A 14,062-nucleotide genomic window follows, 5' to 3' on the forward strand; every position below is an offset into this window, starting at 1 on the left:
CGCTTTCGCGACCGTGTCCGGATCACCCACGAACCAGCGTGTTACTTCGCTTCTCCCGACCGAACGACGTGTGCTTGTCGACCACCTCGTACCGCAAACGATTTTCCGCGTCCCCGCGGTAGCCTCGCGTATGACGCTCGAGGAAGGCGACGACGCTCCGACCGTGACCGCAGCCAATCAGGACGGCGAGGACGTGACGCTCGAGTTCGACGACCCGACCGTCGTCTACTTCTATCCGAAAGACGATACGCCCGGTTGTACGATCGAGGCCTCCCAGTTCCAGCGCGAGCGCGAGAGCTATCGGGATGCCGGCGTCGAAGTTTACGGCGTCTCGAGGGACGACGTCGACTCCCACGACTCGTTCTGCGAGTCGGAAGGCCTCGAGTTCGACCTGCTCGCGGATCCCGACGGCGAACTCGCCGAGGCGTTCGACGTCGAACTACGAGACAGCGGCGTGACCACGCGGACGACCTTTCTTCTCGCCGACGGCGACGTGAAGGCCGTCTACGAGAACGTCGACCCCGACGGCCACGCGCGCGGCGTGTTGCTCGACGCGCTCGACGATGGACTGGTAACGCTGCCCGAGTAGTCGATCTTCTGACCTCGAGTCGCGGGCAGAATTTATCCCGGTCGACGCCGTACCCTCGAGCATGCGACGAAACCCGTTCGAAGACATCGAAGCGATGCTCGACCGCCTCAACCAGCAGATCGAGGAGGGGATGACCAGCGGCGGCCTTCAGGTTCCGGGCTCGGTTCCAGTGGACGTCGTCGATACGGGTGACGAGTATCACGTGACGGCGGACCTGCCCGGCTACGAGATCGACGACATCGAACTCACTCTCTCCGAGGGAACGCTGCGCCTCGAGGCCAGCCGCGAGGACGAGGAGAAGACCGCGGAGGGGCGCTACCTTCGCCGCGAGCGAACCCGAACATCGGCGAACCGCCGAATCCGACTGCCCGAACCGGTCGAGGAGGACGAGGTGTCGGCCGGCTACCAGGACGGCATCCTGACGGTTCGGCTGCCGAAGGTGTCAAACGAGGAGGAGTCGCGCCGGATCGACATCGAGTAGTCGACGCTGACGCTCTTCGAGGCCCCCGGGTTTCGGTTCCGGCGGCGGCCGGTAGATCGGCCGAACGAGGTGGGGTATCCGTGCGAAGGCGGTGTCGCGAAAGCGCCGGCAGCGTCCACTCGATCACCGATCGGACCGTCACCGCGACTGGATATTTTCGGATAATTATTGTACCTCGATGACAACTTGCCGCTTATGGTCCACGTGATGGCACTCGTCTTCGCCGGGGCCTTTCTCCTGTTCGGTGGTATCGTTCTGTCTCGAGCCAACGAACTCGACGGTCGACACGAGACGATCGGCGAACTCGCGTCGGCGGGCGACGAGCCGGTCGAGCCGGGCGGCGAGGCGACGATCAGCGGCCCGGTCTCCGTCCTCGAGCCGGCGTCGCCGACGCGGACCGGCCCGGATTCGAGCGGGGGCGACTCGGCTGCCCTCTGGACGTGGCGGGTGCGCCAGAAGGAGACCGCAGGGAACGGCACCCGGTGGCGGACCGACGAGGCCGAACTCGCGGTCGGCGAGTTCGCCGTCGATCACAGCTGGGACCGCGTCCGCGTGGACGCGACGACGCTGACAGTTCAGGAGGGCGACGACCCCTTCGATTCGTCGGGGCTGTTTCTCGGCGACCCCGCGACCGAATCCTACCTCGGCGACCTCGGCCCGGTCAATCGCTTTCTCGAGCGGACGGGGTTGGCGGACGAGGACGGCATCGTCAGCGACCTGGAGTTTACCGTAAACGTCGGCGGAGAGACCACCATGCCGGACAAGTATCAGGCCACCGTCGTCCGGGACGGCGACGAACTGGTCGTTCGGGGCGAACTGACCGAGGCGTCCGACGGATACGTCCTGCGAGGGACCGACGAGACGCCGCTCGTGATCGCGGCCGGATCCCTCGAGGAGCAACGAGAACGGGTTCGCTCGGAGGTCCGCCTCCGAAGGGTTGCCGGCGGGATACTCGTCGGTCTCGGCCTGATCGTCGCGATCCTCGGTGTCCTCTGAGTTCGCGTCTCGAGTCGGCGCGGGTCCGCCGTAAGCGTTGGTTTGGCCGTCGCTGGGGCCTTCGACGACCCGGTGGGCTACGGTATGGAAAGGTATAGGACGGCGTCCCATCCTAGAAGTATATAAGCAAATGAGCGACGCGGGATACGACCACGCGACGGTCGAACGGCGCTGGCAAGAGGCGTGGGACGACGAGGACGCCTATCGGACGTCCGACGACGTCGAGGATCCGACGTACGTCCTCGGGATGTACCCCTATCCGTCGGGTAAACTCCACATGGGCCACGTCCGGAACTACACGATTACGGACGCGTACGCTCGCTACCGGCGGATGATGGGCGACGAGGTGCTTCACCCGATGGGCTGGGACGCCTTCGGCCTCCCCGCCGAAAACGCGGCGAAGGAGCGCGACACCAACCCGCGGGACTGGACGCTCGACTGCATCGACACGATGCGCGACCAGATGACCGCGATGGGCTTTGGCTACGACTGGGATCGCGAGATCGCCACCTGCACGCCCGAGTACTACCAGTGGAATCAGTGGCTCTTCTCGCGGTTCCACGAGGAAGGACTGGTCGAGCGCCGCGACGCCGAGGTCAACTGGTGTCCCGAGTGCGAGACCGTCCTCGCCGACGAACAGGTCGAGGGCGAGGCCGAACTCTGCTGGCGCTGTGGCACACCCGTCGAGCAGCGCGAACTCGAGCAGTGGTTCCTCCGGATCACCGAGTACGCGGACGAGCTGTTGGACGCGATCGACGGCCTCGAGGGCTGGCCGAACTCGGTGCGTCAGATGCAGCGCAACTGGATCGGCCGGCAGTTCGGGACGGAACTCGAGTTCGAGATCAGCGAGGCGCGTAGCGCCTCGGACGGACGCGGCGAGCAGAGCGAGCCGCGTGAGCACGGCGCTGTCGAGGCCTTCACCACCCGCGTCGACACCATCCACGGCGCGACCTTCTTCGCGCTCGCGCCGGACCACCCGATCAGCGAGGAGCTGGCCGCGGAGAACGACGAGGTTCACCAGTTCGTCGAACACGAGGCCGATCCCGAGGGCGACGAACCCAACGGCGTCGCGACGGGCCTGACCGCGACGAACCCCGTCACGGGCGAGGAGATCCCGGTCTACGTCGCCGACTTCGTCCTCTCGGACGTGGGGACGGGTGCGCTGATGGCCGTGCCGGGCCACGACGAGCGCGACCACGCCTTCGCTGAGAAGATGGGCGAGGAGATCAAACCGGTCATCACGCCGAAGCCGGACGAGTGGGACGGCGAGACGGTTCCCGACGCGCCGGACGTCAGCGAGGAGGCCTTTACCGACGACGGAATCCTCGTCAACTCCGGCGAGTATTCGGGCCTCGAGAGCGAGACGGCTCGCGAACGACTCACGGCGGACATCGACAGCGCCGAGGAGGCGACCCAGTACCAGCTTCGCGACTGGGGGATCTCGCGCCAGCGCTACTGGGGCACGCCGATTCCGGTCATCCACTGCGAGGACTGCGGCCCCGTGATGGTCCCGGACGAGGACCTGCCCGTCGAACTGCCGGCGTTCATCAACACCACCGGCAACCCGCTGGACGCCGCCGAGGAGTGGAAGCGGACCGATTGTCCGGAGTGTGGCGGCGACGCCACCCGCGAGACGGACACGATGGACACCTTCGTCGATTCCTCGTGGTACTTCCTGCGTTACGTTTCGCCGGATCTCGAGGAGGCTCCGTTCGACCTGGAACGGGCCAACGACTGGATGCCCGTCGATCAGTACGTCGGCGGCATCGAACACGCCGTGATGCACCTGCTCTACTCGCGCTTCTTCACGAAGGTGCTGGCGGACACCGAGGGGCTCGCACACCGCGAACCCTTCACCAACCTGCTGGCTCAGGGGATGGTCCAACTCGAGGGCGAGAAGATGTCCAAGTCGAAGGGGAACACGGTTTCGCCCCAGCGGATCGTCGAGGAGTACGGTGCTGACACCGCGCGGCTGTTCATGATGCAAGCCGCCCAGCCCGAACGGGACTTCGACTGGAGCGAGGAAGGCGTCAGATCGACGAACGCGTTCCTGGCGCGGCTGAAAACGCTGGTCGACGAGTTCGTCGAGAGCGAACCCGACGGCGACGACGATGCCGTCGCGAGCTACGTCGACGCCGAGATCGACGCGACGATCGCCATCGCCACCGGCGAGTACGACGACCTGACGTTCAACCGAGCGCTCCGGGAAACGCAGGATCTGGTCCGGACGCTCCGTCAGTACGCCGACTACACCGAGCCACACGCCGACACGTGCGAGCGCGGGCTATCGGCCGTCGTTCGCCTGCTCGCGCCGGTCGCACCACACCTCGCCGAGGAACTATACAGTGCGCTGGGCGGCGACGGGTTCGTCGTCGACGCCGACTGGCCGACCGCGCAGGTCGACCGCGATTACGTCGCCAAACGCCGACGGCTGGTCGAGAACACGCGCGAGGACATCCGCCAGATCGTCGACGTGGCCGGCATCGAGGACCCGACGGCGATCGACGTCGTCATCGCCCCCGAGTGGAAGTACGACGCCCTCGAGATCGCGATCGAGAGCGACGCCGACAACCTGATCGGCGAACTCATGCAACAGCCCGAAATCCGCGAGCGAGGCGACGCCGCGGCCAGCTACGGGCAGGACCTCCAGGCCGAACGCGAGGCGCTGTCGATGACGCTCTCACCGGACGACGAGCACGCGGCGCTCGAGTCCGCCGCGTGGCTCATCGAGCGCGAGTTCGACGCGCCGGTCGACGTCGTTCGCGCCACCGACGTCGACGAGAGCGTCCTCAAAAACGCCCAACCCGGCCGACCGGCGATCGAGATCGACGACTGATCACCGCCGGTGAGGCTGTGACGACTCGAGGCGGCCGCTCGGCATCAAGAACGTCCACCGAACCTGATAGGTAGCTATCTTCTTTATACGCCTCCCCGACGTATCGCCGACACAGCCCGCGGGCTGATCCTCGAGGATGAACGAACAGTACTCCCGACGGTCGCGGAATCGGACACGAACGCGAACGGACCCGTCTCGATGGACGTTCGCCGGTGAGTCGTCACCGACGGCCCCGCACGTCGCGTCGATGACGTGGCGCGATGGATTGTTCGTCAACTGGCCCGTCGACCCCGACGCCATTCGCTCGCACGTCCCGGAGCAACTGACGCTCGAGACGCGAGACGGCGAGGCCTGGCTCAGCGTGCTCCCGTTCGTGCTCACGAACGCCGGACTCCGCGGAACGCCGTCGATCGCTAGAACGGCGGTTGCCGAACTCAACGTCCGAACGTACGTCCGGTACCGCGGCGACCCCGGCCTGTTCTTTTTCAGTATCGACGTCGGGAACCCGCTGATCGCCGCGGCCGTCGGTCGGACGACCCGGCTTCCGGTGTACCACGCCCACATGCGAGTCGGTGCCGACGACGACGAGGTCGCGTTCTCGAGCACGCGAGGCCAGACCGCCGTTGGTGCCCGTCCGCAGTTCCAGTTCGAGGACACTCCCGCGCGCTTTTCGGCGACGTATCGCCCCGTTGGCGACGTCTTCACGCCGGAACCGGAGACGCTCGCGCACTGGCTGGTCGAACGCCGCCGGTTCTACGCGTCCGAAGCACGCGGTGTTCTGGCCGGCGAAATCGCCCACGAGCCGTGGCCCCTGCAGCCCGCGGACGTGACGGTTCGGGAGAACACGATGTTCGAAGCGAACGACCTGCCGAAACCGACGGGTGACCCCGTCGCGTACTACTGCGACGAACTCTCGATGACGGGGTCGATTCCGCGACGGATTCGAGACAACCCACGCCGGCGGCCGTTACTCCGTCGACGGTCGTAACTGGCGGGTCGACCGATATTCGCTCGAGTACTGACTGAAGCGGACGATTCGATATTCGATGCAGGAGACGGTCGCGGGTCGCGGACGGAAACATAACTAGTTTGTGCACTGACACCCCGCGATCGACACCGTTGGTTTTGTTACCGACGATGTGGGCGGATTCTAACGAAGGTCCACATCTATGACAGTCTCACAGAACGGAGAGTCAGCCGACGAACGCAACTCCTTCATCTACGTCGTCGCGTCGTTGGCCGCGCTCAACGGGTTACTGTTCGGATTCGATACCGGCGTCATCTCCGGTGCGATGCTCTACATCCGGGAGACGTTCGAACTGGCGACGATACTCGGCTACTCGATGAACCCCTCCTACGTCGAAGGGATCATCGTCAGCGGCGCGATGATCGGCGCGATCGTCGGTGCAGCCCTCGGCGGTCGTCTCGCGGACCGACTCGGTCGGCGACGCCTCATCCTGGTCGGTGCCGTCGTCTTCTTCGGTGGCTCGCTGATCATGGCGATCGCCCCGACCGTCGAAGTACTGATCCTCGGTCGAATCATCGACGGGATCGGGGTCGGCTTCGCGTCGGTCGTCGGCCCGCTGTACATCTCCGAGATCTCGCCGCCGAAGATCCGAGGGTCGCTGGTGTCGCTGAATCAGTTGACGATCACCAGCGGGATTCTGATCGCCTATCTGGTGAACTACGCGTTCTCGAGCGGCGGCGAGTGGCGCTGGATGCTCGGCCTCGGGATGGTACCGGCGGCCGTGTTGTTCGCCGGAATGCTCTTCATGCCCGAAAGTCCCCGGTGGCTCTACGAACGGGGCCGCGAATCGGACGCCCGCGAGGTGCTCTCTCGAACCCGCAGCGAGGGGCAGGTCGGCGACGAACTGCGCGAGATCAAAGCGACCATTCGGACCGAGTCCGGGACGCTTCGCGACCTGCTCCAGCCGTGGGTTCGACCGATGTTGATCGTCGGCGTCGGTCTGGCGGTGTTCCAGCAGGTCACCGGCATCAACACGGTCATGTACTACGCGCCGACAATCCTCGAGTCGACCGGATTCGCGGATACCGCCTCGATCCTCGCGACCGTCGGGATCGGTGCCGTCAACGTCGCGATGACCGTCGTCGCGGTCCTGCTGATCGATCGAACTGGTCGTCGACCGCTGTTGCTTACGGGCCTCGCCGGGATGACCGGGATGCTCGCCGTGCTCGGAGCCGCGTTCTACATGCCCGGCCTCTCGGGGATCATCGGCTGGGTTGCGACCGGGAGCCTGATGCTGTACGTCGGATTCTTCGCAATCGGTCTCGGGCCGGTATTCTGGCTGATGATTTCCGAAATCTATCCGATGGAAGTCCGCGGACGGGCGATGGGCGTCGTCACGGTCCTCAACTGGGCCGGGAACCTGGTCGTGTCGCTTACCTTCCTCCGCCTCGTCGACGTCTTCGGCCAGTCCGGAACCTTCTGGCTCTACGGCGCGCTCTCCTTGCTCGCGCTCGTCTTCTGTTATCGGCTCGTCCCCGAGACGAAAGGTCGGTCGCTCGAGGAGATCGAGTCAGATCTGCGCGAGACGGCTTTCGGAAGCGAGGCCGAACGGACGGGTGCCACAGGGACGGACGACTGACGCGACTACCGGTGCCGTTTTCGTCGCATACGGATCCGAACCAGAACGAATGGCGACGCTCGATCGCGAAGACGCGGCTACCGGTCGGTATCGATCAGGCCGAACGGGAGCCCCTCGTCTGCTTCGCTCGCGTGCTCGTAGACGACGTGCGCTGCGGCGACGTCCTGAATGGCCAACCCGGTGGAGTCGAAGACGCTGATTCCGGTTTCGTCCGTTCGACCCGCTGTCGATCCCACGACGATCTCGCCGATCTCGGCGTGAATGTCCGCGTCCGTCAACACCTTCGCTCCGTAGGGGACGTTAATCTCGCCCGAGTGGGTACACTGCTCGTGGTCGTCGATGACGATCGTCGCGGATTGCAACAGCTCGTCGCTCAGTTCGTGTTTCCCGGCCGCGTCGGCCCCGATCGCGTTGACGTGGGTGTGATCGCCGACGTCCTCGAGTCCGACGATCGGGTCCTCGACGGGCGTCACCGTCGAGAGAACGTCGCAGTGACCGGCCTCCGCGATCGAACCGGCGCGGACCTCGAATCGGTCGCCGAAGGCGTCGACGAACCGCCGGACGCGTTCCTCGTCGGGATCCGAGACGACGACCTCCTCGATCGGTCGGACCTCGGTGATCGCCTCGAGCTGGGTGTACGACTGGACGCCGGCCCCGACGATGCCGAGCGTCGTCGCGTCCTCGACGGCGAGGTGGTCCGTCGCGACCGCCGCCGCTGCGCCGGTGCGTTTCATCGTGAGCATCGTTCCGTCCATGATCGCCAGCGGGAAGGCGGTCTCGGGGTCGGAGTAGATCATGGTTCCCAGAACGGTCGGCAGGTCGTGGTCCGCGGGGTTGTCGGGGTGGACGTTGACCCACTTCAGCCCGGCGGCGTCCCAGTCGCCGGTGTTCAGGTAGGCCGGCATCGACCGAAAGTCCCCGTTGTACTGGGGGAGGTCGATGTACGATTTCGCGGGCATCTGGGTGGTCCCCCGTTCGAAGGCCGCGAAAGCTTGTTCGACGGCGTCGATGACGTCGCCGAATCGTGCGTGTTCGTCGACGTCGCCGCTGTCCAGAAGAAGCGTGTTCATGGTGGCGAATATTGCGGGCGACTACTTATTCGTAGTGAATCGGCGGAACGAGCGTAACTGGCCGTTTCAAAGCCGATACGCACCGCTCTCGAGGAGTTCGAGTCGTGAACAGGATCGCGAATTCGACGCGACGACGAAACGGCAACTGAAATACGAGTCGACTCGAGGCGGAACGGGTCGGCGGCTCGAGCGGTAGCGTACAAGCGTCCTCACCGCGAGGGCCGACGACCGACCCGGAGAGCGCGGCGCGTAGCGCCGCGAGGAGGCGAACGGCGAAGCCGTAAGCCAGGGGAGTGTGCGTGTAATCGAAGTCTTAGCTCGCGGGTCACTTCGTTCCCCGCTCGCGTTCGGAGGTTCTCGGCCTACGGCCTCCGAACCTCCCCGCTCGCATTTCAGCGGTTCTCTCTCACTGCGTTCGTTCCGAACCTTGCTTTGCTCGCGGCTTACGCCGCTCGCATTTCCGAGGTCTTCGCTGTGCTCAGACCTCGCTTACATCATGCCGCCCATGCCGCCGCCCATACCGCCCATGCCGCCGCCCATGCCACCGCCGCCCGGCGGCATCTCGTCTTCGCCGTCGTCGTGGGAGACCGCGAGGTCGCCCGCGGCGATGACGTCGTCGATGCGAAGGAGCATGACGGCCGCCTCGGTGGCGGACTCGATGGCCTGGGTCTTCACGCGGAGGGGCTCGTAGACGCCCTCCTCGGCCATGTCGATGGTGTCGCCGGTGTAGGCGTCCAGCCCGGAGGTGGTCTCACCGGCGTCGTGGTCGGAACGGAGTTCGACCAGCGAGTCGATGGGATCGAGTCCGGCGTTCTCGGCGAGCGTTCGCGGGATGATCTCGAGGGCGTCCGCGAAGGATTCGACGGCGAGCTGTTCGCGGCCGCCGACGGAGTCGGCGTAGTCGCGCAGCGCGAGGGAGAGTTCGACTTCGGGTGCGCCGCCGCCGGCGAGGACTTTGCCGTCCTCGATGGTCGTTCGTACGACGCCCAGCGAGTCCTCGATGGCGCGGTCGACCTCGTCGATGACGTGTTCGGTGCCGCCGCGGAGGATGAGGGTGACGGCCTTGGCGTCGTCGACGTCCTCGACGAAGATGCGCTGGTCGCCGGCGATCTCTTTCTGGGCGACGCTGCCCGCGAAGCCGAGGTTGTCCTCGGACAGGTCGTCGACGGACGAGACGGGCGTCGCGCCGGTTGCGCGGGCGAGTTGGCCCTGGTCGCTGGATTTGACGCGCCGGACGGCGATGATGCCCTCCTGTGCCAGGTAGTGCTGGGCCATGTCGTCGATGCCGCCGTCGACGAAGACGACGTCAGCGCCGGCGTCGGCGACCGCTTCGGCCATCTCGCGCAGCTGGGTCTCCTCCTGTTCGAGGAACTGCTCTAGCTGGTCGGGGTCGGTGACGTTGACCTCGGCGTCGATCTCGGTCTCCTTGATCTCGAGGTCGCCGTCGATGATCGCGACGCTGGCGTCCTCGGCGAAGTACGGCATGTTGTCGGAGACGCGCTCCTTGTCGACGATGACGCCTTCGACGAGTTCGGAGTTCTCGATGGAACCGCCGACGACCTTCTCGACTTTGATGTTGTCCGTGTCGACGTCGTCGTCGTCGGCGACGGATTGGACGGCCTCGACGACGAGTCGGGCGAGCAGGTCGCGGGCGTTCTCCGCGCCCTTGCCGGTCATCGCCGTGGCGGCGATCTGCTCGAGAACCTCGTTATCGTCCGCTTCGACGTCGATGGCGATCTCTTCGAGAGCCTCGGTGGCTTTCTCGGCGGCCTGACGGTACCCCTGAGCGAGGGTCGTCGCGTGGATGTCCTGCTCGAGGAGGTCCTCGGCCTGGCTGAGGAGTTCTCCCGAGATGACGACGGCGCTGGTGGTTCCGTCACCGACCTCGTCTTCCTGGGTCTGGGCGACTTCGACGATCATGTCGGCCGCCGGGTGATCGATCTCCATCTCCGAGAGCAGGGTGACGCCGTCGTTCGTGACGATTACGTTGCCCGTCGAGTCGACGAGCATCTTGTCCATCCCCTTCGGACCGAGCGTGGTCCGTACGGATTCGGCGACGGCCTTCCCGGCCTGAACGTTCATCGATTGCGCGTCTTTGCCGGATGTCCGCTGGCTGTCCTCCGAGAGAACGATAAGGGGCTGGTTGCCCATCTGCTGTTGTGCCATAGTCAACTGAAGGATTGATTGTGATTCTATATAAATTCTTCGAGATCAATCGATCCAAACCCCCTTACGAGGGTGTAGTACGGCAGTTCACCATCGGCCGTGCTACTGGTATTTATATTCTTCTGGCGGTGTTCGGCCGTGAGAACGGGCGGGAAGACGCACGGAACGGGACCCGAAACGGCGTCTCGACGACCGACGACCGTTCGCGCGAAGACGACGATCCAGCCGTCGTAGGGTCGATCCACCGATTCTGACCGCGAAAAACGAACGTGGCGGGTGCAATCAGTACGGAACGAGGTAGAGGGTGATCGCGAGGAACGGAATCAACAGCAACAGCATGGCGATGGCGTAGCCGAACATCTCGCGGGCTTTTATCCGGGTGATCGCCAGCAGCGGGAGCGCCCAGAACGGGTTCAACAGGTTGGTGTGGGCGTCGCCGACGGCGTAGGCTATCGTCGCGTGGCCGGCCGGAATGCCGTGGGCCTGGGCGGCCTCGATCACCGACGGCCCGAGGACGATCCACTCGCCGCCGCCGGAGGGGACGAACATGTTGGTGACCGCCGCAGTGAGCCAGGCGAAAGCCGGGAACGTCGCCGGCGAGGAGATCGCGAGCAGTCCGTCCGCAATCAGCTCCGCGAGTCCGGACGAAGCCATGATGCCCTGGATGCCGGCGAAAAAGGGAAAGAGGAGAATAACGCCCGCAGCCGCGCTCGAGGCGTCGCCGAAGCGGTCGCGGTACACCTGCGGTTGCGTGTAGATCGCCAGTCCGGCCATCAGGAACGCGAAGTTGACGACGTTCAAGTCGAGGGCGTCCAGTCCGAGCGTTACGAACGTGTAGCCGACCATCACGAGCCCGGTCAACGCGATGAGTCCGCCCATGAGTCGGCTGTTGTTGAGCCGCTCCGCGGGCACCCTCTCGTCCGGATCGTTTTCGACTGAGTTCTCGGCCTTCGCTTTCACCTCACCGCCGTCGGGAGTCGTCTCGAACAGTTCGTCTTCGGGGATGTACTCCGTGATGGGGCGCGACCGTTCGGGCGACGGACTCAGCAGGTAGAGCACGATCGAGGCGAAGACGATCGAGAGCGCCGTGAGCGTCAGCGCGTAGGGGTGCAGGATCGTCGCGGACGTGGGAACGGTCTCCTCGAGAACGCCCATCTCGATGAACTCGTTCCCCTCGGTCGCGAGCAACAGCGGCGCGGACCCGGAGAGCCCCCAGTGCCAGGTCAGTCCGAGACCCATGTAGCCCGCCACGCACAGCAACGGATAGTGGACGGCGATGCCGTTCCGGCGGGCGGCCTTCCCCATTTCCCGGGCGAATATCGCCCCGATGATCAGCCCGAGACCCCAGTGAATCCAGGCGAGCATCATGGACACGACGCCGACGAGGACGACCGCCTGCTTCCCGTTCGACGGCAGACGGCTCAACCGCTGAAGGCCGGCGTTCACCCGCGGATGGTAGGCGACAACGAACCCGGTCATCAGGACGAGTACCATCTGCATCGCGAACGTCAGGAACGCCCAGAACCCGTCGTACCAGAACTCGACGGCCTCGAATACGCCCGCGTCCGTCCCGAGGACCGCGGCGACGTACACGATGTACGTGAGGATGATGGCGAACAGGAACGGACTGGGCATCCACCGTTCGACGCGGTTCGCGAGTTCCGCTCCGAGTCGCTCGACAATCGACTGCTTTCCGGTGGTTGATTCGGGCATGTTGTTTGCTACCACACAATGAATATAATTGCCATAATAGTGTCGGTGGGTTTCGTCGGGACTCGAGACTGACGACCGTCGTACTCGCGGGAGGAATAAGGAAAACGGTCGGCAAGGGAGGGGAATCGATCGAGTCGAAAGTCAGGACTGTTCGCCGGAGAACTGGTGATACTCCATGCCCTGATGTTTCATCTCGTTGTGCTTCTCCTCGAGGAATGAGTAGACGGAGCCGTGTGGCGCGCCGTCGAGCAGCATTTCGGCGGCGCTGCGGACGACCTCGACCTCCCGTGGTGCCCCGATGATTCCGAGCGTCGACCCGTAGATGACGACGTCGGCACCCGTCAGTTCCTCCATGAGTTCGCGGGTGCGGCCGCCCTCGCCGATGAGTCGCCCCTTCTTGCGTTTCATGTCGGTTTTGTTGCGCGCGGCGGCGTCGATGTCGACGAGATCGAACAGCATAATCTCGTCCTCGAGCAGGCGGAGCGCTGCCTCGGGCGGGAAGCCACGGCCGATCGCACGGACGATATCGGGACCTTTGAGGCCGAGAACGGGGTCGCCGATGGTCTCAACGGCGACGGAGCCGTTCTCCGAATCGATGTCGAGTCGTACCTCGGCTTTCGACTCGATTTCGCGCATCGTCTCGCCTCCTTCGCCGATAAGAACGCCGATGCGGTCCTGCGGAATCTTCACGTGCTGCATACACGCCGATACTGGCTGGGTGAGGTTAAGACCTTGGTCCGACACCTGCGACGTCTGGGGCTGCAGCGTGCTCCCACACGAATATACGTGTCGCCGTAGTGAAAGTCCCATGGCTCCCGACGTCTGGTACGAGAGTACCGTCTCGGCTCCCGACCGCCTCACTGGAACGCTCTTCGTCGCGCTCTCGAACCTCGGCTTGGCGGGCGTTACGGCTCTCGACCACCTCACGACGGCCCGCAGCGACGATCAGATCGGTCGACTGCGATCCCGCGGCATGCCGGGGATCACGCCGGTCGAAGACGGCGAACCCAGCCATCCGATGCGGGTGTACGCCTCACCGGAGACCGACGCCGAAAACGACTACTGCGCCGTGATCAGCGAACTGGCAATTCCCGTCTGGGCCGCCGAACCGTTCGCCGACGCGATACAGGACCTGCTCGGCCGGTCCGAAGCCGACGTCGACGAGGTCGTCGTATTCCACGGGATTCCCATCCCCCACAACCCTGACGAACACGAGGTGTACGCCGTGAGTACTCCCGAGTACCGGACGCGACGGCTCGAGGAATCAGACACCGATCCGCTCCGGGGCGGCGTCCTCGACGGCGTGCCGAGCGAACTGACGGTCCGCGGTCTGGACGACGAGATACCGCCGGTCGGGACGCTCGTCACGCCGGTCCATCCGCCGGGGCCCGATCTCGACGCGGCGCTTCGGTTTCTCGCGTTCGTTCGCGACGTCTACGGGCTCGACGTCGACGATGAGCCACTGCGCGAACGCTCCGCGGCGATGACTCAGTACTACAGCGAACTCGCCGAGCGACTCGGCGCGCTCGAGGCCGCCGACGCGCCGATCGGTACCCAGTCGTGGCCCGAAGACCGGATGTACATGTAGCGCGGTCGGCGGGGACG

At 65.1% G+C, this 14,062-nt stretch carries 11 protein-coding genes; 7 read left to right on the forward strand and 4 right to left on the reverse strand.

Annotation, left to right across the window (positions count from 1 at the left end; all coding sequences use genetic code 11):
* Window positions 1-130 precede the first annotated feature (130 nt).
* The 6 genes from DWB23_RS18345 (at window position 131) to DWB23_RS18370 (ending at window position 7,508) form a co-directional block, all read left to right on the forward strand.
* Entirely contained in the window at window positions 131-589 is a 459-nt protein-coding gene (locus tag DWB23_RS18345) for a peroxiredoxin (protein WP_121744211.1), read from the forward strand.
* 61 nt (window positions 590-650) lie between these two features.
* A complete protein-coding gene (locus DWB23_RS18350; RefSeq protein ID WP_121744212.1) occupies window positions 651-1,070 on the forward strand; it encodes an Hsp20/alpha crystallin family protein in 420 nt (139 codons plus the stop codon).
* A 195-nt stretch (window positions 1,071-1,265) separates the two neighbouring features.
* Entirely contained in the window at window positions 1,266-2,066 is an 801-nt protein-coding gene (locus DWB23_RS18355; RefSeq protein WP_121744213.1) for a hypothetical protein, read from the forward strand.
* 130 nt (window positions 2,067-2,196) lie between these two features.
* Window positions 2,197-4,902, forward strand: coding sequence for a leucine--tRNA ligase (gene leuS / locus DWB23_RS18360; RefSeq protein ID WP_121744214.1), 2,706 nt, complete (start codon window positions 2,197-2,199; stop codon window positions 4,900-4,902).
* A 136-nt stretch (window positions 4,903-5,038) separates the two neighbouring features.
* Window positions 5,039-5,890 (forward strand): YqjF family protein, encoded by an 852-nt coding sequence (locus DWB23_RS18365; RefSeq protein ID WP_121744215.1) that lies wholly within the window; start codon window positions 5,039-5,041, stop codon window positions 5,888-5,890.
* Between the two features lie 181 nt (window positions 5,891-6,071).
* On the forward strand, window positions 6,072-7,508 hold the full coding sequence (locus tag DWB23_RS18370; RefSeq protein ID WP_121744216.1) for a sugar porter family MFS transporter: 1,437 nt from the start codon (window positions 6,072-6,074) through the stop codon (window positions 7,506-7,508).
* Window positions 7,509-7,585: 77 nt separating this feature from the next.
* Here DWB23_RS18370 and DWB23_RS18375 read toward each other — a convergent pair whose 3' ends face one another.
* The 4 genes from DWB23_RS18375 to DWB23_RS18395 form a co-directional block, all read right to left on the reverse strand.
* The gene (locus DWB23_RS18375; RefSeq protein ID WP_121744217.1) at window positions 7,586-8,578 is read right to left on the reverse strand and encodes an ornithine cyclodeaminase family protein; all 993 of its coding nucleotides are present in this window, start codon (window positions 8,576-8,578) and stop codon (window positions 7,586-7,588) included.
* Window positions 8,579-9,067: 489 nt separating this feature from the next.
* Entirely contained in the window at window positions 9,068-10,729 is a 1,662-nt protein-coding gene (gene thsA, locus DWB23_RS18385) for a thermosome subunit alpha (protein ID WP_121744219.1), read from the reverse strand.
* Window positions 10,730-11,026: 297 nt separating this feature from the next.
* Window positions 11,027-12,457, reverse strand: a complete 1,431-nt coding sequence (locus DWB23_RS18390; RefSeq protein ID WP_121744220.1) for a short-chain fatty acid transporter — start codon at window positions 12,455-12,457, stop codon at window positions 11,027-11,029.
* Between the two features lie 141 nt (window positions 12,458-12,598).
* On the reverse strand, window positions 12,599-13,156 hold the full coding sequence (locus DWB23_RS18395; protein ID WP_121744221.1) for a KH domain-containing protein: 558 nt from the start codon (window positions 13,154-13,156) through the stop codon (window positions 12,599-12,601).
* A 109-nt stretch (window positions 13,157-13,265) separates the two neighbouring features.
* Between DWB23_RS18395 and DWB23_RS18400 the strand changes: the two genes are divergently transcribed.
* Window positions 13,266-14,045: a proteasome assembly chaperone family protein gene (locus DWB23_RS18400; protein ID WP_121744222.1), complete on the forward strand. Its 780-nt coding sequence runs from the start codon at window positions 13,266-13,268 to the stop codon at window positions 14,043-14,045.
* The last annotated feature ends 17 nt before the right edge of the window (window positions 14,046-14,062 follow it).

Source organism: Natronorubrum halophilum, assembly GCF_003670115.1.
Lineage (GTDB): Archaea > Halobacteriota > Halobacteria > Halobacteriales > Natrialbaceae > Natronorubrum > Natronorubrum halophilum.